20 protein-coding genes are annotated in these 21097 nt (G+C 70.5%); 5 read left to right on the forward strand and 15 right to left on the reverse strand.

All coding sequences use genetic code 11. The features are described from left to right. Positions 1–22 precede the first annotated feature (22 nt). From CNO20_RS19645 to CNO20_RS19680, 8 genes are all read right to left on the reverse strand, one after another. Complete coding sequence (locus CNO20_RS19645; RefSeq protein WP_101297916.1) at positions 23–1234, reverse strand: glycosyltransferase family 4 protein; 1212 nt, start codon at positions 1232–1234, stop codon at positions 23–25. Then, positions 1231–2535, reverse strand: coding sequence for a glycosyltransferase family 4 protein (locus CNO20_RS19650; RefSeq protein WP_101297917.1), 1305 nt, complete (start codon positions 2533–2535; stop codon positions 1231–1233). Before CNO20_RS19650 ends, CNO20_RS19645 begins: the two co-directional genes overlap by 4 nt. A 3-nt stretch (positions 2536–2538) precedes the next feature. Next, entirely contained in the window at positions 2539–3789 is a 1251-nt protein-coding gene (locus CNO20_RS19655; protein ID WP_394337277.1) for an inositol-3-phosphate synthase, read from the reverse strand. A gap of 292 nt (positions 3790–4081) precedes the next feature. Next, a complete protein-coding gene (locus CNO20_RS19660; protein ID WP_101297918.1) occupies positions 4082–5344 on the reverse strand; it encodes a glycosyltransferase family 4 protein in 1263 nt (420 codons plus the stop codon). Beyond that, entirely contained in the window at positions 5345–6985 is a 1641-nt protein-coding gene (locus CNO20_RS19665; protein WP_158237455.1) for a sulfatase-like hydrolase/transferase, read from the reverse strand. Further along, positions 6982–7995, reverse strand: coding sequence for a glycosyltransferase family 2 protein (locus tag CNO20_RS19670; RefSeq protein WP_101297920.1), 1014 nt, complete (start codon positions 7993–7995; stop codon positions 6982–6984). Before CNO20_RS19670 ends, CNO20_RS19665 begins: the two co-directional genes overlap by 4 nt. Next, on the reverse strand, positions 7992–9332 hold the full coding sequence (locus CNO20_RS19675) for an erythromycin esterase family protein (protein WP_101297921.1): 1341 nt from the start codon (positions 9330–9332) through the stop codon (positions 7992–7994). Before CNO20_RS19675 ends, CNO20_RS19670 begins: the two co-directional genes overlap by 4 nt. Before the next feature lie 20 nt (positions 9333–9352). Next, positions 9353–9637: a bifunctional DNA primase/polymerase gene (locus CNO20_RS19680; protein ID WP_101297922.1), complete on the reverse strand. Its 285-nt coding sequence runs from the start codon at positions 9635–9637 to the stop codon at positions 9353–9355. A gap of 264 nt (positions 9638–9901) precedes the next feature. Here CNO20_RS19680 and CNO20_RS19685 point away from each other — a divergent pair, with 264 nt between their 5' ends. Next, positions 9902–11185 carry an MFS transporter gene (locus tag CNO20_RS19685; protein WP_199174941.1) on the forward strand — a complete coding sequence of 428 codons (1284 nt, stop codon included), beginning with the start codon at positions 9902–9904 and terminating at the stop codon, positions 11183–11185. 14 nt (positions 11186–11199) lie between these two features. Here the strand turns inward: CNO20_RS19685 and CNO20_RS19690 are convergent, their stop codons facing one another. Continuing rightward, positions 11200–11619, reverse strand: coding sequence for a DUF3054 domain-containing protein (locus tag CNO20_RS19690; RefSeq protein ID WP_101297924.1), 420 nt, complete (start codon positions 11617–11619; stop codon positions 11200–11202). A gap of 267 nt (positions 11620–11886) precedes the next feature. On the opposite strand from CNO20_RS19690, the gene CNO20_RS19695 reads away from it, so the two are divergent. After that, a complete protein-coding gene (locus tag CNO20_RS19695) occupies positions 11887–12615 on the forward strand; it encodes a GNAT family N-acetyltransferase (protein ID WP_101297925.1) in 729 nt (242 codons plus the stop codon). 27 nt (positions 12616–12642) lie between these two features. Further along, positions 12643–13623 carry a flap endonuclease-1 gene (fen, locus tag CNO20_RS19700; protein ID WP_101297926.1) on the forward strand — a complete coding sequence of 327 codons (981 nt, stop codon included), beginning with the start codon at positions 12643–12645 and terminating at the stop codon, positions 13621–13623. A gap of 53 nt (positions 13624–13676) precedes the next feature. On the opposite strand, the gene CNO20_RS19705 is transcribed toward fen, so the two are convergent. Together CNO20_RS19705 and CNO20_RS19710 are read right to left on the reverse strand one after the other, a co-directional pair. After that, a complete protein-coding gene (locus CNO20_RS19705) occupies positions 13677–14285 on the reverse strand; it encodes an HdeD family acid-resistance protein (protein ID WP_233204261.1) in 609 nt (202 codons plus the stop codon). Between the two features lie 110 nt (positions 14286–14395). After that, a complete protein-coding gene (locus tag CNO20_RS19710; RefSeq protein WP_101297927.1) occupies positions 14396–14734 on the reverse strand; it encodes a hypothetical protein in 339 nt (112 codons plus the stop codon). A gap of 134 nt (positions 14735–14868) precedes the next feature. Between CNO20_RS19710 and CNO20_RS19715 the strand changes: the two genes are divergently transcribed. Together CNO20_RS19715 and CNO20_RS19720 are read left to right on the forward strand one after the other, a co-directional pair. After that, positions 14869–15138 (forward strand): BolA family protein, encoded by a 270-nt coding sequence (locus tag CNO20_RS19715; protein WP_101297928.1) that lies wholly within the window; start codon positions 14869–14871, stop codon positions 15136–15138. 118 nt (positions 15139–15256) lie between these two features. After that, entirely contained in the window at positions 15257–16519 is a 1263-nt protein-coding gene (locus tag CNO20_RS19720) for an AGE family epimerase/isomerase (protein WP_101297929.1), read from the forward strand. Between the two features lie 75 nt (positions 16520–16594). Here the strand turns inward: CNO20_RS19720 and CNO20_RS19725 are convergent, their stop codons facing one another. The 4 genes from CNO20_RS19725 to CNO20_RS23530 are packed head-to-tail and all read right to left on the reverse strand — an operon-like array spanning position 16595 to position 20966. After that, a complete protein-coding gene (locus tag CNO20_RS19725) occupies positions 16595–17785 on the reverse strand; it encodes an ABC transporter ATP-binding protein (RefSeq protein ID WP_101297930.1) in 1191 nt (396 codons plus the stop codon). 2 nt (positions 17786–17787) lie between these two features. Next, complete coding sequence (locus CNO20_RS19730; protein ID WP_101297931.1) at positions 17788–18726, reverse strand: carbohydrate ABC transporter permease; 939 nt, start codon at positions 18724–18726, stop codon at positions 17788–17790. Then, a complete protein-coding gene (locus tag CNO20_RS23525) occupies positions 18726–19706 on the reverse strand; it encodes a carbohydrate ABC transporter permease (protein ID WP_199174937.1) in 981 nt (326 codons plus the stop codon). The genes CNO20_RS19730 and CNO20_RS23525 overlap by 1 nt, the downstream gene beginning before the upstream one ends. Continuing rightward, on the reverse strand, positions 19707–20966 hold the full coding sequence (locus CNO20_RS23530) for an ABC transporter substrate-binding protein (RefSeq protein WP_332889014.1): 1260 nt from the start codon (positions 20964–20966) through the stop codon (positions 19707–19709). Positions 20967–21097 lie beyond the last annotated feature (131 nt).

The following is a 21097-nucleotide window of genomic DNA, read 5'->3' on the forward strand; positions in this document are numbered from 1 at the left end:
GCTGCGAGTTCTCCGAACGACCCTAGGCGATCCCGAGGTTCTCGACCAGTTCCGCGGCCGCCGCGTCGATCGAGTAGGTCGATTCGACCGCCTCGCGCGCGTTGCGGCCGATCCGCTCGCGCCGGTCGGGCCGGGAGAGCAGACCGACCGTCGCGTCGACGAACTCGCTCCACGCGTCGGCGACGAGCAGGTCCTCGCCCGGTCGGGCCTCGACCCCCTCGAAACCGGGGGCGGTCGTCACGACCGGAGCCCCCCAGGCCATCGATTCGAGCACCTTCAGCCGCGTCCCGCCGCCGACCCGGAGCGGCGCGACGACCGCGGCGGCGTCGCGGACGGCCGATCCGAGGTCGGCCACCTCGCCGACGACGGCGACGCCCGGCCGGTCGTCCAGCGCCCCGACCGAGTCCGGAGCGCCCCGCCCGGCGACGACGAATTCCGCGTCGGGGCGTCGCGCCCGGATTTCCGGGAAGACGCGCCGCGCGAAGTACCGGACGGCGTCCTCGTTCGGGAACCACTCGTAGGAGCCGAAAAAGAGGAGGCGGGCGCCGTCGGCGTCGGCCCCCGGCGCGGGGTCGTAGGCGTCGAGGTCGAGTCCGACGCGCTGGCGGCGAACCGGTCCGGGAACGTGGGGGTCGAGCTCGGCCCGGTCCTCCGCGCCGAGAACCAGCGTCCGGTCGGACGCCCGGTAGACGGAGAGTTCCTCTCTGCGGAGCTTCGGGATCTCGTGTCGGAGGTGGAGCCGCGCGAGCGGGTCGTCGACGAGGTCGCGGTACGCCTCGTGGGCCGCGTACTCGACGACGTGGGCGTTCGTCACGAGCCGCGCGTCCGCGGCGCGCGCCGCCCGCTTCACCTCCCGGTCGAGGAACACCTGCCCCATGTACGGGTGCTCGGCGAGGACGACGTCGGGCGAGACCGCGCGGATCGCCTCGGCGGCGGCCCGGCGGTACGCGTCCGAGTAGAACATCCGCATGACGTCGGACCGCCCGAGGAGCGCGTTCCCGAGCTTTCGAATCCGGGGCGGGAGCGACGTTCCCGGATCGGAGACGAGTCGGACGGTCTCGCAGGGGTCCGAGAGCGCCGCCGCCCGCGACCGGTCGCCGTCCCCGCCGTACGAGAGGAGGTGGACGGCGTGGTCGCGGGCGGCGAGGCCGCGGACGAACCCGCTGGTGACGATCCGGTCGCCGGCGTTCGGCGGGTGCGGAACGTCGCGGGTGAGCACGAGGACGTCGCTCACCGGCCGGCGTCCCTCCCGTCCTTTTCGTCCCTTTCGTCTCTTCCGCCTCTCCCGTCGAGGCACTCGCGGTACAGCGCGACCGTCTCGGCGGTGTTCTCGTCGAGGTGCTTCGGCTCGCGGATTCCCCGCCTGAGCCGCTCGATCAGCGACGGCGACCGGACGACGCGGCGGAGCGTCGCGGCGAGCGCCTCCCGGTCGCCGACCCGGAAGGTCAGGCCGTCGCGGCCGTCGGTCACCAGTTCCGCCATGCCGCCGACGTCGGCGGTGACGATCGGAACCCGCGAGGCGAACGCCTCCTGCACGACGATGGGGCTGTTCTCGTACCACAGCGACGGCAGCACCTTGACGTCCATGTGCTCGTACGGCTCGCCGGGTCGGTCGTACTCGCCGTGGAACGCCACGCGGTCGTCGCCGGCGGCCAGCTCGCGCAACCCGGCGTGGTACGGATCGGTCGCCGGATCGAACCGGCCGAACACGTGCAGTTCCGCGTCGTCGTCGACGGCTCGAAACGCCCGCAGGAGGAGGTGAACGCCTTTCAGCTCCGTGATCCGCCCGGCGTACCCGAACCGGACGGGCGAGGACGGGTCGAACCCCGCGTCGGCGAACCGCTCCGTGAGGATGCCGTTGCGGCGCTTGACGATCCGCTCGGGCGGGGTTCCGAACCTAACGAACGTGTCGCGCAGGAACGCCGACGGGGCGATCAGCCGGTCGAAGCCCCCGAGAGCGTCCGAGAGCCGGGCGGTGCGGCGTTCGACCGCGCGCTCGGCTGACTCGACAGGGCCGGCCGCGTGCGCTGTGAGCGCGCCGTCGTCGGACGAGCCGCCGTCGGGCAGCCCGCCGCGGCGGCCCTCGCGCGCCGCGAGGTAGCAGTCGGCGCACTTGCCGACCGACTCGGGACCGCTGCAGATCGTTCCCTCGGGCCGGTAGAGCTGCTCGCGGTGGCAGATCGTCCAGAAGTCGTGCAGCGTGGCGACGCACGGGATCCCGCGCTCGCGGCAGCGTTCCGGGAGCGTCGCCGAGAGCCGCTTGAGGTGCTGGAAGTGGACGACGTCGGGGTCGAACGAGTCGAGCGCGTCGACGAACCGCCGCTCGACGGCCTCGCTATCGACCGCCAGCGGCCCGCGGCCCTCCGGGAGCGGCAGCCGAACGAACGGGACGTCGAGGCGCGTCCCGTCGCCCTGCGGCGCCGCGACGGCGACGTCGTGCTCCCGCGCGAGCGACTCGCTCAGGTGTTTCGCGTACAGCTCCGTCCCGCCGAGCGTGTGCGAGGGGACGGCGTGTGCGACCTGCAGGACGCGCATCCGTCACGACCCCGATCCCTCGGCGTCGCCGCGGGGGGCCGCCTCCGGCGGCTCGGCGCGCGCCTCGGCGTAGGCGTCGAGCAGGTCGAACTGGTCGGAGAGGCCGTGTTCGTCCACCCCGAGCGGCGACTTGAAGAACGACGCCAGGTGCGGCTGGAGGCCGCCCTCACCGCGGTCGTCCGCGTACGCGATCAGGCGGACCAGATCGAGGACGAGCGGCGCGGCCAGCGCCGAGTCGGAGCCCTCCCACGTGAACTGCATCGTCATCTCGGTGCCGAGAAAGCCCTCGAAGCGGACGTAGTCCCACGCGGTCTTCCAGTCGTTCAGCGACGGCGTGTAGTCGATGCGGACCCGGTTGTGGAATGGCTCGTCCAGGATGCCTTCGAGGATGTCGCCCTTGCTCTCGACCTTGCCCCGCTTGTTCGTCTCGTCTTCGAGAACGCGGCCGTCGGTGTTGCCGAGGATGTTGTGGCCGTCCCACGAGCGCACGCGGAGGTTGCGCGCCGCGAACATCGGCCCGAGCGCCGCCTTGACGAGCGACTCGCCGGTCTTCCCGTCGTTCCCCATGTGCGGTACCGACTCTTCTTCGGCCAGTTGCCGGAGTCCGCCGAGCGAGCTGCCGGTGCTGGGCGTGAAATTGACGTACGGACGCCCGCCCCGGAGCGCGGCGTACGCGTACAGGACGCTCGCCGGGAGGCCGTCGTCGCCGCCCTTGACGGCGCGCTCGATCGCCTCCCGCGACTCGTACCGGTCGGGTTCGGAGAGCGGCGGCTCCGTCGAGGCGACGTTGACGACGACCACGTCGTCGAGGTCGTTCTCCAGTTCGAACTCGTCGAGGTCGGCCCGGAGCCGCTCTGCGATCTCCGGGACGTCGTTGTCGGCTTCGAGGGGCTCGACGTCCGAGAGCGCCGCGACCGACTCGCCGCAGTTGAGCGCCGTCCCGCGGCGGATCCGGTCGTTGATCGCGGCGAGGTCGTCGCCGGCGGCCGACAGCGCCTCCGGCGACGGCGTCCCGTTGTCCGCCGACAGCTCCCTGGCCCTCCCCAGAACCGTTCCCGAGCGGATGTCGTGCCCGCCGAAGACGAACTCGCCGACCGACGGCAGATCGAGCCCGCGACAGGGGTCCCGCGCGGTCACCATCCCGGTCGGCGCCGCCGTCCCGTTCGCGATCGCCTTCGCGCCGATCATCGCCGTCGTGGCGATGTTCCCCCGAACGCCGACGAACCAGACGCCGATCCGGCTCACCGCCACCACCCCGCCCTGTCTGCCGTCCCGCCCGGGCGTCGACCGTTCGGCCGCAGCGTCCGTCCGACGGTACCGCCCGCGTCGAGGGTGGGAGTGGTAACTCTCGTCATAGTTGATCGTCGCCGCAGCAGCGCCTTCGGACGTAGTTCCGTCGACGGGGCGGAAGTAGTTTATCGCCGCCCGAGACGAAAGTTACCCCGTAGAACCTGTCACGGTAGTAGAAGTAGAAGCGAGTCAATTTGCGAGAGTATTCCGAACGGCCGGTATCGATCCCCGGCGACTCCCCGCGGGTTCGAGGCGGCTACGTCCCCCGGACGACCGACTCCAGGAGGTCGAGGTACCGGTCCACCTGTCGGTCGACCGTGTACCGCGCCGTCACTTTCCGCCGGCCGCGCTCCCCGAATCGCTCTGCGAGCGCCGGCCGAGCGACGAGCGTCGAAAGCGCCTCAGTCAGCGATTCGACGTCCAGCGGGTTCACCACGAACCCGTTCTCGCCGTGGTCGACCAGCTCCTTCGCGCCGCCGAACCACGTCGTCACGACCGGCGTGCCGCGGGCGAACGCCTCCAGGTTCACCGTCGGGAAGGGGTCGAGGTGAACCGAGGGCGACGCCACGACGGTCGCGGCTTCGAACGCCGCGTCCAGCCGCGCCCGCGGGAGCCACCCCGTCGAGACGATGTCTCCTCCCGCCCGTCCCGCGGCGCGGCGCATCTCAGGGACGTATTCGTCGTCGCCGGCGACGACGAGTCTGACCGACCGATCGGCGCGCCGGGCGAGGCGGCCGAACGCGTCGGCGAGGTGACGGCCGCCCTTGTTGTAGCCGGTCCGGCCGGCGAACAGCACGATCGGCGCGTCGCCGAGGTCGTGCTCCTCTCTGAACGCCGCCGCGTCCGCCTCGCGCGACGGGTCGGGTTCCGGCGCGGGGACGCCGTTGCGTACCGTCCGGTGGCACGGGACCCCGTTCGCCCGCAGCGCCCGCCGGAGCTCGTCGCTCACCGCGACGCCGACGTCGACGTGCCGGTCGAGGTGGCGGCGGTTCAGGCGGTTCCTGAGCGGGAAGTACCGGAGCCCCTGCCGGCGGAGCTGCCGCCGGGGGGTGACGCGGTAGGCCGACGCCGGAATCCGCTCCTTGCCGGTCGGCGGGTCCGACTCGACGAAACACGTCAGCTCGCCGTACGAGACGGTGCCGGCGTCGTGGAACGTCTTGACGACCGGGACGCCCCGCTCGGCGGCCGCCCGGAGGCTGCGGTTCGACAGCCAGTGGACGTTGTGCGCGTGGACGACGTCGGGCGCAATCAGCGCCAGCGCCCGCTCGCACGCGCGAGCGGTGAACGGGTTGTAGACCGTGAGGTACGGCAGCAGCGCGGGGTACCGCGGCGCGTAGATCCGGTGGACGTCGATTCCGCCCCTCCTGATTCTCCCCCGCTCCTTCCGGTCGGTCACCGTCGTGACGACCGACACCTCGTGGCCGCGCCGGGCGTAGCCGTCGGCCAGCTGGGCGGCGATCTTCTGTGCGCCCCCGTGCTCCCAGGGCGGGTAGCCGTCGGAGAGGACGCAGACGCGCATCTACAGGTACCCGAGGTCGTCGAGGTTCTCTCTCACGTCGGCCGGGATCGAGCCGGCGGGGTCGGTCCCGTCGTCCGCCGCGTTCCCCGCGCGTTCCGCCTTCGTCGTCCCGTCCGTTTCCGTCGCGCCTCCCGCTCCGGTCGCGTCCGCCGCGTCCGCAAGCGCCGCGTCGAGGGCGACCAGCACGTCGTCCGGGACCGCCTCCGGCGGCACCTCGCGGGCGCTGTTCGAGCCCCAGTCGATCCGGGCCGCCCGCCGCGTCCCCCCGACCTCGTCGAGCTTCCACTCGCCCGTGATCGCCGCCCGCCGGGGGACGAACAGCTCGTCCGCGGCGACGTCGTCGGGCGGGTGCGAGGCGACGACGCCGGCGTACTCGGCGACGGCGATCGGGCGTCCCCCCTCGCCGTTTCGCGTCGCCGCGCCGTCGCCCGCCGCGCCGCCGACCGCCTCGTCGCCCCCCTGGCGTCCGTCGGCGTCGCCGTCGAGCAGCGAGCGCGACGGGTCGTGCCGCAGACCGGCGAGCGCGCGGACCGTCCCGGCCACGGCGTGCGTCCCGACGAGGTCGTCGCGCTCGTCCGCCTCGAATCGGCCGGGGTAGCGGACGAGGAGCGGCACGCGGAGGAGGGGGAGCCGGATGGACGTCTGGTGATCGAGCAGCGTGCGTCCGTCCGCGTCCTCTCCCAGGTGCTCGCCGTGGTCGGCCGCGACGATCACCAGCGTGTCCGCCGCGTGGCCGTGCCGTTCGAGGCTGTCGAGGACGCGGCCGACGACGAAGTCCGCGTAGCCCACCTCGTCCGCGTACCGCGCCCGGAGGTACCGCCGCTCGTCGCCCGTCAGGCGTCGGTCGCCGAGGCGCATCCGCCAGATGTCGTCCATCAGCGAGGCCATGTACTCGCGCTCCTCGGCGAGGGTGTCGCAGCCGGGCGGCCGGATGTCGGAGGCGAACTCCTCCGGGACGTAAAACGGGAGGTGCGGATCCATCAGGTGCGCGTACAGGAAGAACGGGCGGTCGTCGTCGGCGAACTCGGCGAACCGCTCGTCGGCCAGCGCCGCGGCCCGCTCGCTCGCGCGGACGTCGTCGAGCCAGGCGTCGCCCGTCGCCTCCGAGAGCCGGAACGCGGCCGCGTTCGCGAGGCTGCGGAGCGGCGCGTCGGACGCCAGCGCCCGCTTTGCGACCGCGGCGTACCACGCCGGACCGCGGGCGACCCCCGCGGAGAGCCGGCGGACGTCCTCGCCGCCCTCGAAGTACCGGTGTCGGGGACCGGTGAACTCGTCGACCCGATCGAAACCGCGGCCCTGCGGCAGCCACTCCCCGATCCACGTCTTCGGCGAGAGGTGGACGCACCGGTAGCCGGCGTCGGAGAGGTCGCGCGTTATCGTCCGCCCCTCCCGCAGTTCGAACCCGCGGGAGGTCGCCCCGTGTTCGTGCGGGTACCGACCGGTGAGGAGGCTCGTGACGCTCGGCAGCGTCCACGGCGCGGGGCTGATCGCCCGCCGGAACACCGTCGCGCCGTCGGCGAACGACCCGAGATTGGGCGTGTTCGACACGTCGGGGTTGTACGGGGACAGGTAGTCCGCGCGGGTCGCGTCGAGGACGAGGAGCAGGACGTTCGGGGGGTCGCCGCCTCCCCTTCCGCTCACCCGAATCTCCCCCCTTCGAACCGCCGTTCTACCGCGTAGAGCCGCCCCATCAGCGCGTCGAACAGTCCGGGCGAGTTCGCGAGCGAGAACAGGAGCGCCGCCGCCGTGTTCGGCTGGGCCGGGTTCAACCGGAGCGATCGGAGGAGGTACGGCCGGCTCTCGTCGAGGCGGCCCGCCTCGCAGTACGTCACGCCGGCGTCGCCGAGCAGGCGCGCCAGCGTGCCGCGCGGGAGGTCGTACTCGCGTTCGAGCCGGTCGACCGCCGCGACGAGCGCGTCCGGATCGGCCGAGACGTTGTCGCCGCACGTCCCCTTGATCACGAGCGGGGCGTCCACGTACTCGAACGCGTACGCCCGCGCGAGGCGGAGACAGAGCTCCCAGTCCTCGAAACAGGGCAGCCGCTCGTCGAAGCCGCCGCAATCGGCGAGCGCGGTCCGCGCCACGAGCAGCGTGGAGGTGTACGTCGGGACCGACATGGTCAGGACCTCGCGGTACACGTCGCCGGAGGCCCCGTCGCGGCTGTGCGGCTCCCCGTACTCCTTCGCCATCCCGGTGTAGACGACGCCGCAGGCGTCGGTCGCGCGCCGATACGCCGTCACCTGCCTCCGGAGCTTGTCCTCGCGCCAGCGGTCGTCGGAGTCGACGAACGCCACGAGCTCCCCCGAGGACTCCCGAATTCCGTCGTTGCGCGCGGCGCTGACGCCCCGCGGGCGGTCGCGTCTGACGTACCGGAGGCGCGGATCGGAGAACGACCGGACGACGGCCGGCGTGTCGTCGGTCGACCCGCCGTCGACGACGATCAGTTCGAGGCGCTCGTAGGACTGGGCGAGCACGCTCTCGATCGCTTCGTCGAGAACCGACGCGCGCTCGTACGTCGGGAGGACGACGCTCACGAGCGGATCGCTGTCGGTCGGTTCCGGACCTTCTCGATCCGCCGTCGAACCGGCCGGTCCGTCGGTCCGCCGGTCGTTCAGACGACCCGGCGTCCGGCCGGAAGTCGGCCCGCTCATACGCCCCACGGGTACGTTTCCGGCTCGGTCGCGCCGTGCGGCTCGAGGTGGAGCGGGTGCAGCGCCTCCGACTCCTCGACGTGGACGAACGCGTCGTAGCGGTCCGGAAGCACCGTCGGGACGTAGTTGCCGGCTTCGCGGGAGGGGTCGTACACGACGCCCACGGCCCGGTGGCCGCGCCGCTCGGCGAGCGCGCTGTCGTCGCCCAGGTCGTCGAGCGGGAGGAACACGTCGCCCCGGCCGGCGCGGTGGAACGCGTCCTCGTAACTTCCCTTCCGCGCCTCGGGAAGGGACATCTCCTCCATCTGTGCGCCCCAGCGGTCGCCCGCGACGACCGACCCGCGGTGCGTGCCGAAGCCGACGAGCGCGACGTTGTCGGCGCCGTGAGACTCCCGGACCAGCTGACCGATGTTCACCTCGCCCCGATCGGCCATCGTCGTCGCCCGGGCGTCGCCGACGTGGGTGTTGTGCGCCCACACGATCGCCCTGCCGTCGGGACCGTGGCGGTCCAACAGCCGGTCGAGCGTCTCGGCCATGTGGCGGTCGCGGACGTTCCACGACGAGGACCCACCGCGGGCCAGCGTCCGGTAGTACTCCTCGGCGTTCTTCGCGACGACCGCGTTCTGCTCGGCGGCGAAGTACTCCTCGCCGTCGGGACCCTCAGATTCGTACTCCCGGGCCTTCCGCCGGAGGTCGGTCAGGATGTCGACTACGTCGCCCTCGCAGTCCTCGGGGACGAGCCGCGTCGACCGGGCGTACTCCCGGGCGTCCCCGCCGTACGGCTCGAAGCACCGGTAGGCATCCCGCGCTCTGTCCGCCGCCTCGGGGTCGACGTCTTCCAGGTAGTCGACGACGGCCTCCATCGACTCGAACAGGCCGTACACGTCGAGCCCGTAGAACCCGACCCGGTCGTCGGCCGGCCGGCCGCGGTTGCGCTCCGCGAGCCAGTCGGCGAACTCGGCGACCTCCCAGTTGGCCCACATCCACGTCGGCCAGCGATCGAACCCGTCGAGAACCTCCCTGGCGCCGTCGGCGTCAAGGTCGCCCTTCACGTACCGGTTGACGTCGTAGCAGTCGGTCCAGTCGCCCTCGACCGCGACGAAGTCGAACCCGCGGTCGCGGACGAGCCGGGCGGTCAGCCGGGCGCGGAGGCGGTAGAACTCCGAGGTCCCGTGCGTCGCCTCCCCGAGGAGCACGCACTCGGCGTCGCCGAGGCGGTCGACGATCGCGTCGAGGTCGTCGCCGCCGCGGAGCGGGCGGGCGCTCTCCCGGATCTCCTCGACGGCGGCGGTCAGCGACTCGTCTGATCCCGCGGTCGTCCGTCGGACGAAGCTCATCGGTTCACCACCCCGTCGGCTCAGTCCCCGCGGCCGACGAGCTTGCAGAACCGGCTCTCCTCGCCCTCGTCCGTCTCCTCCTGGTAGAGGAACGCCAGGTCGTTCTCCTCGAACGCCTCGAAGAACTCGTCCCAGGAGATCTCCTCCAGCGACTCGTCCCCGTCGTCCGCGTCCTCGAAGTCGATTCGGAGCAGTCCGGGGTCGTCGCCGCCGGTTCCCTCGACGTGCGCGGGGTGGCCGTTTCGTTCCTCGACCCAGTTCCGGATCGTCTCGTGGTCGGTGGTCTGGTCGCTCTCGGCGGACATGGGTTCGGTGCGAATCTACCGCACGGTTCCGCATAGCGTCGGTGCCTGTATATCCAGACCCGTGCCGGCGATCCGCTCACTCGGCGCCGCGGCGACGCCGACGCGGACGGAACCGGCCGTCCCGCCGTCGAGCCGCGGCCCGTCGCAGATCACCCGGTCCGAGCCGGGACGCCGATCGGCTTGCCCGGACCGGAGGCTTAAACCTCCGCGTCCACCGACTTGCCGAGAGTGAACCGGAACGATCGCGCCATCGTCGGACTCGTGATGCTCGCCCACGGCATGGTGCACACCTACGAGCTGTCGATCCCGATCTTCGTCACCATCTGGCTCACGCAGTACGAGCTCATCGACCTCGGCGTGGCGCAGTTCGACGTGACGACGGCGACGCTCGGCGTCGTCGTCACGGCGGGCTACGGCCTCTTCGGCGTCGGGGCGCTCCCCGGGGGCGTCCTCGTCGACCGCGTCGGCTCGCGGCGGCTCATCACCCTCTGTCTACTCGGGATGGCGGGGTCGTTCCTCCTGCTCGGTCTGGCGCCCAATCTCGTCGTGATCGCGCTCGCGCTGCTCCTCTGGGGCGCGGCGGCGAGCGTCTACCACCCCGCGGGCCTGGCGCTCATCAGCAAGGGCGTCGAGGAGCGCGGCACGGGCTTTGCGTACCACGGCATGGCGGGCAACGTCGGCATCGGCCTCGGTCCGCTTTTGACGGCGATTCTGCTCCTCTTTTTCGACTGGGAGACCGTCGCCGGGCTGCTCGCCGTCCCGGCGCTCGCGGCGGCGGCCTACGCCTCCCGCGCCGAGTTCAACGAGACCGCCGCGGTCGCCGCCGACGGGGGCGAAGCGGGAACCGGCGGCGATTCGAAGGCCTCGACCGGGGTGAGCTCCCTCGCCGAGTTCCTCTCGGAGTCGCGGACGCTGTTCGCCGGGAGCTTCGTCGCCGTGTTCGCGATCGTGATGTGCTCGGGGCTCTTTTACCGCGGCGTGCTGACGTTCATGCCGGATCTGCTGGCGGATCTCCCCGGGTTCGATCCGATCCCCCTCGCCGCCCTCCTGCCGGGCGGGGCGCTCGACGCGGTCGGTGCCGAGGCCTCCGGCGGCCGGCAGCTCAATCCGGAGCGGTACTTCTACTCCGGCCTCCTGATGGTCGGCGTCGTCGGGCAGTACGTGGGCGGGAAGCTCACCGACCGCATCCCGGTCGAGCGGGGCATCGCCGGCGCGTTCGGCTGTCTCGCCGTCCTGGCGCTCGTCTTCCTCCCGATGGCGAACCTCGGGATCGCCCCGCTCCTCGCGGTCGGGGCGCTCCTCGGCTTCTTCCTCTTTCTCGTCCAGCCGATGTACCAGGCGACCGTCGCGGAGTACACCCCGCCGGGCACGCGCGGGCTCTCGTACGGCTACACCTACCTGGGCGTGTTCGGCGTGGGCGCGCTCGGCGGGGCCGTCGCGGGAGCGATCCTCGCGTACGCCAACCCGCCGGCGCTGTTTCTGACGCTCGCCGGCTTCGCGGCGGCGGCGGCGCTCATCGCCGTGTACCTGTCGCGGACGCGGTCGTGAGAAGAAGAGGATGTTCAGCGGACGGCGAAGGCGAGGTACCGCCAGGCGCCGAGGCCGACGATCCCGGCGACGAGCGTGACGGCGACGAAGGTGAGCGCCGCCCCGCCCTCGAAGAGGGGCGTCGCGCGGAGGCCGACGCCGACGAGGTCGGCGGGGACCCACGACCGGATCACGAGGGGGACGGAGGCCTTCGCCGACTCGCCGGCCCCGGCCGAGTACGCTCCGACGAGCGGCGCGACGAGCACCCACCCGATGAGGAACGGGGCGATCACCCCGAGCAGGTAGAGCGGGTTTCCGACGACGAAGTCGACGCTGCTGTGGTTGATCGTTCCGAAGGTCAGAAGCGCCGCGATCACGAGCACGTCGCCGACGGCCAGCGGGAGCGTCCCGCGGTCGACGCGCTGTTCCAACACTGACGCGACTGGGTTCGCCATATCCGACGTTTCGTCGGGGGGGTAATTACTGGTCGGGTTCCGGTTTCGCGGCGGCGACGGCGGGAGTGCGAGTCCGACGACCGCGGCCGCGGTCGGAGCGTCCGAAGCCGCGGTCGCGGTTTATCGGCCGCGGGGTTCATCGGTCGCGGTTCGCCACGCGGTCTTCCGGACCGCGCGTGTCCGCCGATTCGCCGGTTCGTCGGTTCGCCGAGACCCCGGCCGGGGACGAAGCCCTGGGCTCTTACGGCTCCGTCGCATAACGGGGATATGGAGTTCGCCCTGGTCGGCTGGCAGGAGGACGAACCCACGCTCCGGCTCGACTACCGAACGTTCAGTTACGCCGGCAAGTTCGCGATGTCGAACACCGGGAAGGCCGTCGTCCGCCGCACCGCGGACGGTGCCCCCGGCGGCGGATCGTCCGAGGACGACGGCGAACCGGCCGAGACCGACGAGCAGGCGTCGGTCGACGGCGAGTCGGCCGGGTCCGGGTTCGTTTCGGACCCGAGCGAGTTCGACGACGACGTGCTCGCCGCCGTCGCGTTCAACGAGGACCGGACCGACCCCGGCGTGCTGTGGCTCCGCTACGTCACCGTCCGCGCCGATCACCGGGGGGCCGACCTCGGCCCCAGGCTCGCGGCGTTCGTCGCCGAGCGCGCCCGGGATCGCGGGTACAGGCGGATCCGGATCGCCGTGAACAACCCCTTCGCGTACCAGGCGCTGTACAAGGCCGGCTTCGCGTACACCGGCCGGCAGACCGGCCTCGCGGAGCTCGTCCTCGAACGGCCGGGCGAGCGCGACCGGCCGACCTACCAGTGCGGCTTCGACGTGTTCCGGGAGCGCGACCTCAGCGCCGAGGAGCGGGCGTTCCTGGACGCGAAGGAGGACGCCGAACCGCCGGCGCGCGTCGAACCGCCCGCCGAGGGGGAGGGCGGGAGCGGGAACCCGGAGATCGACGCGGAGGGCGACGAGCGGCCCCGGCAGGACTCGGGAGCTTGAAAGCGTTCGCGCGCGAAGCACGACCCAATGGGAAACGCAGACCTGCGCGAACTCGCGGCGCTGTCGACGGTGTCCCTCGACGACGTTCGGGGGAGCGTCGTCGCCGTCGACGCGCACAACTGGCTCTACCGGTATCTGACGACGACCGTCCGGTGGACGCGCGACGAGGTGTACACGACCGCCGACGGGGAGGAGGTGGCGAACCTCGTCGGCCTGGTCCAGGGGCTGCCGCGTTTCTTCGAGCACGACATCACGCCCGTGTTCGTGTTCGACGGGGGCGTCACCGAACTGAAGGACGACGAGATCGAGTCCCGCCGCGAGCAGAAGCGCAAGGCGAAGGAGAAGCTGGAGGAGGCGCTCGAACGCGGCGACAAGATCGAGGCCGCGCGGCTCGAATCGCAGACCCAGCGGCTCACGACGGTCATCCAGGAGACGAGCCGCGAGCTGCTCGACCTGCTGGACGTGCCGTACATCGAGGCCCCCGCCGAGGGCGAGGCGCAGGCGGCCTACATGGCCAGGCGGGGCGACGCGGACTACGTCGGCAGCGAGGACTACGACACGCTGCTGTTCGGCGCGCCGCTGACGCTCCGGGGGCTCACGAGCAAGGGCGACCCCGAGCTGATGGACCTCGACGCGACGCTCGAAGCGCACGGCATCACCTGGGAGCAGCTCGTCGACGTCGGTATCCTCTGCGGCACGGACTTCAACCCCGGCGTCAAGGGGATCGGCCCGAAGACCGCGCTCTCGGCCGTGAAGGAGCACGGCGACCTCTGGGGGGTGCTCGACGCGCGGGGGCTCCACGTCGAGTTCGCCGACCGCATCCGCGACCTGTTTCTCGATCCGCCCGTGACGGACGAGTACGAGTACGACGCCGACATCGATCCCGACGTCGCCGCGGCGCGCGAGTACGTCGTCGACGCCTGGGAGGTCGACCCCGACGAGGTCGCCAGGGGGTTCGAACGCATCGAGGAGTCGCTCGTCCAGACCGGACTCGATCGGTGGACCTAGGCGACGTACCGGTGGACGAATCGATCGACCGGAAAAGCGAAAACGGGACGCGATCAGGCGCCGCGCGCGCCCGCCATGGGTGAGACGCCCTCGCGGGCCACGTTGCGGCCGTTCATGGCGACCATGATCATCGAGAGCCCGCTCATGAGCAGGTTCACCCCGAAGAGGAGCCCGACGGCCCACAGCGCCGAACTCGGGAAGCTCGCGATGAGCAGCCCCGCGACGACGAACGCGAGGGCGCCGCTGACCACGAGCCAGCCCCAGTTCGCCTCCGGTCGGAGCCGGAGACCCATGACGATCTCGACGATCCCGTCGGCCACGAAGTACGCGATCAGCAGGATCGTCAGGGTCGTCAGCCCGAGCAGGGGGTTCGCCATGAGGCCGATCCCCGCCACGAGGTAGACGATGGCGAGGAGCACCTGGAGGGAGACGCCCTTCCACCCCTTCGCGGAGAAGGCGTGTGCGACGTGGACCGCGCCGGCCACGATCAGGACCGCTCCCAGCAGGAGCGAGAGCGAGATACCCGTCACGAACGGGAAGATCACGGCGAGGACGCCGAGCGCGGCGATGACCGCGCCGCCGATCATGAGGGTTCGCCAGCTCTCGCTCACCGCGTTCATCGACGCCATCGATTCGGCACCGCTTTCGGTTTCAGTACTCATTGGGATTTCACCGGGTCGTCAGTAGGCTTCCGAGGGAGATAAAATTCTATCAAATAATTTATTAAATTCGTTTTCACGGTTTCGATTAATTCGATACGGCAATCCGATTCTCAACGGGAGAGAATCTGTCGCACGGCGCGTCGTCCCGGCGCGGCGACGGCGGAGCGGGTGGGCGGTTCCGAGGTCGACCCGAGTACCCGCGCCGGAGACGTAGGCTCCGGCGACCCCTCGGAGTCCGGATCGTACCCCGGGTCGGGGCTCCTGTTCGTCGGCCGCGGGGGCGACGCCGACGCCGTCCCGGGGTCGTCCCTCGGCCGATCGAGGTCGCCGCGGAGCAGCCGGGGGAACACCAGTCGGAGAAAATCGACGATAACGACGAGGACGAGGGGGCCGAGAAACACCCCGTACCAGCCGAAGATCGCCGCGCCGAGGAGGTACGCGAACAGCATGCGGCCCGTGTGCAGCGATCGGCCGGAGAGGTACGGCCGGACGAAGTACCTGACGACCGCCCGCGTGATGCGCGCCGCCGACCGACGCTCCGAACCCGCCCGAGTTTTTACCGATCGGTCGCTTCCACTCCGGCATGGACCTCTCGGAGATCGAGGCGATGATCGAATCGGAGATCGAGAACGCAGAGGCGACGGTGACGCGCCCGCGGAGCTACGACGAGAACCACGAGGACGCGCACTTCGCCGCGGTGGTCGTCTCGCCCGCATTCGAGGGGAAGACCCTCGTTCAGCAGCACCAGATGGTGTACGACGCGCTCGGCGAGCGCATGACGACCGACATCCACGCGATGGAGATCAAGACGTACACCCCGGAGGAGTACGAGGAGCGCGGCGGATCGGCGTGACGGCGCGGACGGCGGAGCACGCCTCCCCGAGCGCGAGTTCGGCCGCATCGTCGGGATCGAACAGCCCGATGTCGGCGACCGCACCCTTTTGTGCCGCCGCGCTGTGCGAACGACCGCCATGCACTCGGACACGTACCGCGATCCCGCGCGGCTCCGCGACGAAATCGAGGGTGTACTGGAATTCTACTATCCGACCTGCATCGACGAGCGCGGCGGGTACGTCGCGCAGCTCGACGAGGTAGACGGGCGCGTGTACGACCCGGATCCGAAGCACCTCGTGGCGACCTGCCGGTTCGTCGCGAACTTCAGCGTCGCCGCGACGCTCGGCATCGGCGAGGGAGGCGAAGGCGGGGAGGAGGACGAACGGAGGAACGGACGCGGCGTCCACGGAAACGAGGACGGGGAGAACTGGTGCGTCGACGCGGCCGAGCACGGCCTCGCGTTCCTCGAGGGGTTCCACCGGGACCCCGACAGCGGCGGCTACCACTGGCTGCTCGACGTGCGGGAGCCGGTCGATCGGACGCTGTCGTGTTACGGCCACGCGTTCGTGCTGCTCGCCGTCGCCCGCGCCGAGGCGGCCGGCGTGCCCGGTTCGGGAGGCGACGTCGAGGCGGTGGCCGACCTCGTCACGCGGCGGTTCTGGGAGCCGCAGCACGGCCTCTGTGCGAGCGAGTTCGGCCCCGGCTGGGAGGACGAATCCGACTACCGCGGCCAGAACGAGAACATGCACGCGTGCGAGGCGATGCTCGCCGCCTACGAGACGACGGGGGACGAGGAGTACCTCGACCGGGCGGTCACCATCGCGCGCCGCCTGACCGTCGAACTGGCCGAGGAGACCGACGGCCTGATCTGGGAGCACTACACCGATGACTGGGAGCACGACTTCGCGTACAACCGCGACGAACCCGACCACCAGTTCCGGCCGTGGGGGTACCAGCCCGGTCACCACGCGGAGTGGGCGAAGCTCCTCGGGGGGATCGCCCGGCACCGCGACGACGACTGGCTGCTCAGGCGGGCGTCTGCGCTGTTCGACGCCGCGGTCGACCGCGGGTGGGACGACGAGCGCGGCGGCTTCTACTACACCTTCGGGCGGGACGGGGAGCCGCTCGCGACCGACAAGTACGGCTGGCCGGTGGCGGAGGCCATCGGCGCGGCCGCGGTGCTCGGCGAGCGGACCGGCGAGGACCGCTACCGGGACTGGTACGACCGCCTCTGGGCGTACGCCGACGAGCACCTGGTGAACCGCCCGCGCGCGAACTGGTACGGGAAGCTCACCGAGGGGAACGACCGAATCGACACGGACGAGGGACCCGCAGTCGAGCCGGGATACCACCCGATCGGCGCCTGCCTCGAAGGGATTCGGTCCGCAGAGGGGTGGTAGCCCCAGTCGGACGCACAGTTCCGTTCCTTCGGGACGCGCGGTTGCGTCTCCTTCGGAGGCGAGGCTCTGTCCCCGTCAGACCCGCGGCTCCGTCTCCTCTAGGTCGTCGAGCGACCGGTTCCGGAGCGCCTCGCCCGTGTCGGCGTCGAAGAGGTGGATCGCCGACTCGGGGATCCGCGCGATCGCGGGCTGGCCGGCCTCGACGCTCCGCATCCCGCTTATCGTCGCGACGAACGTGCGCTCGCTCTCCGAGGAGAACGCGAGGTAGACGTTGTTCTCGTTGCCCGTCGGCTCGACGACGTCGACGACGGTTTCGAAGTCGTGGGGGCCGTCGGCCGTCCGGACGAGTTCCACGTCCTCCGGACGGACGCCGAGCGTGACCGCGGACGCGTCGCCGATCGCCTCCCGGGTCTCGGCCGAGACGGGGTAGACGAACTCGTCGCCGTCCTCGGGGGACGACCCGCCCGAGGGTTCCGCCGTCCGTTCCGACGCGCCGACGAGGCGATCCCCGCGAACCTCCATCTCGAAGAAGTTCATCGAGGGCTCGCCGAGGAACCCCGCGACGAAGCGGTTCGCGGGCCGGTGGTACGCCTCCAGCGGCGTGGCCACCTGCATCAGCTTCCCGCCGTTGAGGATGGCGATGCGGTCGCCCATCGTCATCGCCTCGGTCTGGTCGTGCGTCACGTACACCGTCGTCACCCCGAGGTCCTCCTGGAGACGCAGAAGCTCGGTGCGCATCTCCGCGCGGAGCTTCGCGTCGAGGTTAGAGAGGGGTTCGTCCATCAGGAACACCTCGGGATCGCGGACGATGGCGCGCCCGAGCGCCACTCGCTGTCGCTGTCCGCCGGAGAGTTCGCCCGGCTTCCGGTCGAGGAGGTCCGAGATGCCGAGCATCTCGGCGGTTTCCGTCACCTTGCGCTCGATCTCGTCGTCGGACATGTCGGTCGACTCCTCCAGGCCGAAGCGCATGTTCCCCCGGACGGTCATGTGCGGGTACAGCGCGTACGACTGGAACACCATCGCGATGTCCCGGTCCTTGGGCGGCTTGCGGTTCACGACCTCGTCCCCGAGCCGGATCTCCCCGCGGGTGACCGATTCGAGCCCGGCGATCATCCGGAGCGTGGTCGACTTCCCGCAGCCCGACGGGCCGACGAGCACGAGGAATTCCCCGTCTTCGATGTCTATCGTGACGTCGTCGACGGCGACGACGTCCCCGCCGTCGTCGTCGAACACTTTCGTGACGCGGTCGAGCGTGAGTCCTGTCATGGTTATGATTCCCCCGCGACGCCTTCCGCGAACTGCTCGCCGAAGAGAACGTAGACGAGCAGGGTCGGCAGCGCGGCGACGAACGCGCCGGCCATCTGGAGGTTGTACTGCTGTACCATCGACCCTTTCAGGGTGTTCAGCGCGAGGGTGACGACCTGGTCGTTGGGGTCGGAGATGAGCACCAGCGCGAACAGCAGGTCGTTCCAGATCTGCGTGAACTGGTAGATGAGCGTGACCGCGAAGATCGGTCCCGACAGCGGGAGCACGATCCGCCGGTAGATGCGGAACGTGCTCGCGCCGTCGAGCCGCGCCGCCTCGAGCATCTCGTCGTCCAGGGTGCTGTAGAACGCCCGGAACAGGACCGTCGTGATCGGGATGCCGTAGGCGACGTGCGTGACGATCAGTTCGATTATCCCCGCCTTCGCCGCGAGCGGGGGGAACGCCGACAGGAGCGACGGGAGGTCGACGATCGTCCAGAAGCGCGTCAGCGGCACGAGCACCGCCTGGTACGGGATGAACACGCCGGCGACGAAGAGCAGGAGGACGGCGATCTGTCCGCGCCAGTCGACGTTGGTCAGGCCGTAGGCGGCGAGGCTTCCGAGGAGCGCGGACAGCACCGTCGCCGGAACGGCGAGGAGGGCGCTGTTTATCAGTCCCGTCGAGAGGCGGTCGAACGCCTCGAACCACGGCTCGACGGTGAACCCGCCGGGCGGCGGCGGCGCGAAGGGAGTGGTCCGGAAGAACGCGTCCTGCGTCTTGAACGCCGTCATCAGCCCGCTCTCCAGCGGCGAGAGGTAGAACGCGACGAGCGCGACGAGCGCGGCGTACAGCGCGATCCGCCGCGCCCCCGTCGCGCGCAGTCGATCGGCGAAGCTCCGGTCGTCGGTCGGGTCTCCGTCGGAACCCGACGCGGGCGCGCCGGGCGCGTCCGTCGCGGCCATCAGAGCTCACCCCGCCGGTACTGGACGAACAGGTACGGCGCGATGACCCCCAGCGCGAGCGCGAACAGCACGGTCGCGATCGCCGATCCGTACGCCCAGTTGGTCGTCGAGAACGCCTCGCGGAACATCATCACGGAGAGAATGTCCGCCGCCGGACCGGGGGTGTCCCCGAACAGCACGAAGAGGAAGTCGAACGCCTTCAGCGCGAACACCATGAGCACCACCGCGGCGCTCGTCGTCGACGCCCGCAGCTGCGGGATGATGACGCGCCGGTACATCCGGACGGTGCTCGCGCCGTCGACCTTCGCCGCCTCGTACTGCTCTGTCGGGATGGCTCGCAGCCCGGCGAGGTAGACGACCATGCAGTAGCCGCTGAACTGCCACATCAGCGCGAAGATGACCGCCCAGAGCTTGAACCGGGGGTCGCTGATCCACTGCTGGGCGAGCGCGCCGAGTCCGACGGCGCGGAGGAACTCGTTTATCACCCCGACCTGCGGGTTGTACATCCACGACCAGAAGATGGCCGTCACGACGAACGAGAGGCTCATCGGCAGCAGGTAGACGGTCCGGAACCCGTTCTCGAACCGGATGCCCCGGTCGATGAGTATCGCCACCGCGAGCCCCACGAGGAGCGAGGCGAGGGTGAACGCGACTAGCAGCACGAGCGTGTTTCGGAAGGCGGCGATGAACGACTGGTCCGACACGAGCCGCGCGTACATCGAGAGGTCGAGCGATCCGTAATCTGGCTGGCCCAGGCCGCTCCAGTCGGTGAGCGAGATGAGGACGTTCCAGCCGATGGCCCCGTAGACGAAAAGGCCCACGAGGAGCGCCGGCGGCACCCAGAACGGCAGCGACTGGACGAACTCGCCGTCGAGCGCGAGAGCCGACTTCCGCCCGGTCGTGACGGTCCCCCCGTCGGGTCGGGCGTCGTCCGAATTCCCCGAGCCGCCGCCGAAGAGCCGTCGAATGCTGCGTCTCATCTACTGCCTGAGGGCGTCGACGATGCCCTGCGTCGTCCGATCGACGTTCCAGTTCCCGTTGAAGGCGGCGAACGTCTCCTCCATGCTCGATTTCACCTCCGGCGGCACCGCGGAGCCGTGCGCGATGGTCGGCGGCTGCGCGTTCGCGCTCTGGAAGTCCTCCATCTGGGAGGTGAGGAACGGTCCGAACGGGTCGGTCGGGACGTCCTTTCGCGGCGGAATCGACCCCTTCACCGGGTTGAACCGCCTCTGCGCGTCGACCGTCCCGCAGTAGCTGAGGAACTTCCGGGTCGCGTCGGGCGAGGGGTTGTTCTTCGGGAACACGAACGAGTCCATGACGATGGAGTAGGTGTCCTGCGTGCCCGGGAAGGGGACCATGTTCCACTCTCCCTCGTAGTTGAAGTTCTCGGCCGAGACGTACTGGCCGGCCGCCCAGTCGCCCTGGTGAATCATCGCCGCCTGACCGTCGACGATCTTCCCGTTCGCCTGGTCCCAGGAGATGGACCCCGCGTCCTGATTGAAGTGCTGACGGTACTGGTCGATCCGCCGGAGCGCGCTCCGGATGCCGTCCCTGAACTGCGCCGGGTCGGTACCCTCCTCGGTCAGTTTCACGTACGCGTCCGGCCCTTGCTCCCCGATGAACACCGTCTCCCAGAGCTGGAGCGTCGGCCACGAGTCCTGGGTCGAGTGGGCCATCGGAACCGCGTCGGTCTCCTGGGCGATCGTATCGAGCGCGTCGACGAGCCCCTGCGGGTTCCGGATACTCGACGGATCGACGCCCGCCTGTTCGAGGACCGCCGTGTTGTAAAAGAGGTTGTTGAGCCGGTGGATGTTGATCGGAACGGCGACGAACTGCCCGGCGGGTTTGGCCGCGTTCTTCGGTCCGGGGAGGTACGCGTTCCGCATCTCCTCCGTCCAGACGTTGTCGCCGATGTTCTGAAGCACGTCGCTGTCGGTGTAGGGCTTGAGCGCGTCGCCGGGCCATATCTGGAACGTGCTCGGCGGATTCTGGTTGAGCACGCGGTTCTTCACCACGGCGTCGAGCGCGCTTCCGGCGCCGCCGGGCGCCGGGTTGTTGTTCACCTGTACGTCGGAGTGCTTCTCTTTGAACCCGTCGAGGAGCGCGTTCAGCGCCTGCTTCTCCCCGCCCGCGGTCCACCAGTGGACGATCTCGAGCGTTCCCGATCCGTCGCCGCCGGATCCACCGCCGCCGGACCCGTCACCCTGATCGCCGCCGGTGCAGCCGGCGAGCCCGGCCATTCCGGCGCTCGTGACGCCTGCGAGCTTTAAATACGACCGTCGCGGGAGACCGTTCGATTTGCGTTCTCTCATAGCAGATCCCTCATCAAAGGTCGTGACCGACTCCGCCACCTCGAAAGTTAAGTGTTTCC

Origin of the sequence: Halegenticoccus soli, assembly GCF_002844195.1 — an archaeon.
GTDB classification, from domain to species: domain Archaea; phylum Halobacteriota; class Halobacteria; order Halobacteriales; family Haloferacaceae; genus Halegenticoccus; species Halegenticoccus soli.

Bases quoted from the DNA above. Each gene is read 5' to 3' on its own strand.
- CNO20_RS19720 (WP_101297929.1), top strand. From the start codon at position 15,257: ATGCACTCGGACACGTACCGCGATCCCGCGCGGCTCCGCGACGAAATC.
- CNO20_RS19680 (WP_101297922.1), bottom strand. From the start codon at position 9,637: ATGTCCGCCGAGAGCGACCAGACCACCGACCACGAGACGATCCGGAAC.
- CNO20_RS19690 (WP_101297924.1), bottom strand. From the start codon at position 11,619: ATGGCGAACCCAGTCGCGTCAGTGTTGGAACAGCGCGTCGACCGCGGG.
- CNO20_RS23530 (WP_332889014.1), bottom strand. From the start codon at position 20,966: ATGGCCGGGCTCGCCGGCTGCACCGGCGGCGATCAGGGTGACGGGTCC.
- CNO20_RS19670 (WP_101297920.1), bottom strand. From the start codon at position 7,995: ATGAGCGGGCCGACTTCCGGCCGGACGCCGGGTCGTCTGAACGACCGG.
- CNO20_RS19705 (WP_233204261.1), bottom strand. From the start codon at position 14,285: ATGAGTACTGAAACCGAAAGCGGTGCCGAATCGATGGCGTCGATGAAC.
- CNO20_RS19725 (WP_101297930.1), bottom strand. From the start codon at position 17,785: ATGACAGGACTCACGCTCGACCGCGTCACGAAAGTGTTCGACGACGAC.
- CNO20_RS19715 (WP_101297928.1), top strand. From the start codon at position 14,869: ATGGACCTCTCGGAGATCGAGGCGATGATCGAATCGGAGATCGAGAAC.
- fen (WP_101297926.1), top strand. From the start codon at position 12,643: ATGGGAAACGCAGACCTGCGCGAACTCGCGGCGCTGTCGACGGTGTCC.
- CNO20_RS19695 (WP_101297925.1), top strand. From the start codon at position 11,887: ATGGAGTTCGCCCTGGTCGGCTGGCAGGAGGACGAACCCACGCTCCGG.
- CNO20_RS19675 (WP_101297921.1), bottom strand. From the start codon at position 9,332: ATGAGCTTCGTCCGACGGACGACCGCGGGATCAGACGAGTCGCTGACC.
- CNO20_RS19650 (WP_101297917.1), bottom strand. From the start codon at position 2,535: ATGCGCGTCCTGCAGGTCGCACACGCCGTCCCCTCGCACACGCTCGGC.
- CNO20_RS19730 (WP_101297931.1), bottom strand. From the start codon at position 18,726: ATGGCCGCGACGGACGCGCCCGGCGCGCCCGCGTCGGGTTCCGACGGA.
- CNO20_RS23525 (WP_199174937.1), bottom strand. From the start codon at position 19,706: ATGAGACGCAGCATTCGACGGCTCTTCGGCGGCGGCTCGGGGAATTCG.
- CNO20_RS19660 (WP_101297918.1), bottom strand. From the start codon at position 5,344: ATGCGCGTCTGCGTCCTCTCCGACGGCTACCCGCCCTGGGAGCACGGG.
- CNO20_RS19685 (WP_199174941.1), top strand. From the start codon at position 9,902: ATGCTCGCCCACGGCATGGTGCACACCTACGAGCTGTCGATCCCGATC.
- CNO20_RS19710 (WP_101297927.1), bottom strand. From the start codon at position 14,734: ATGCTGTTCGCGTACCTCCTCGGCGCGGCGATCTTCGGCTGGTACGGG.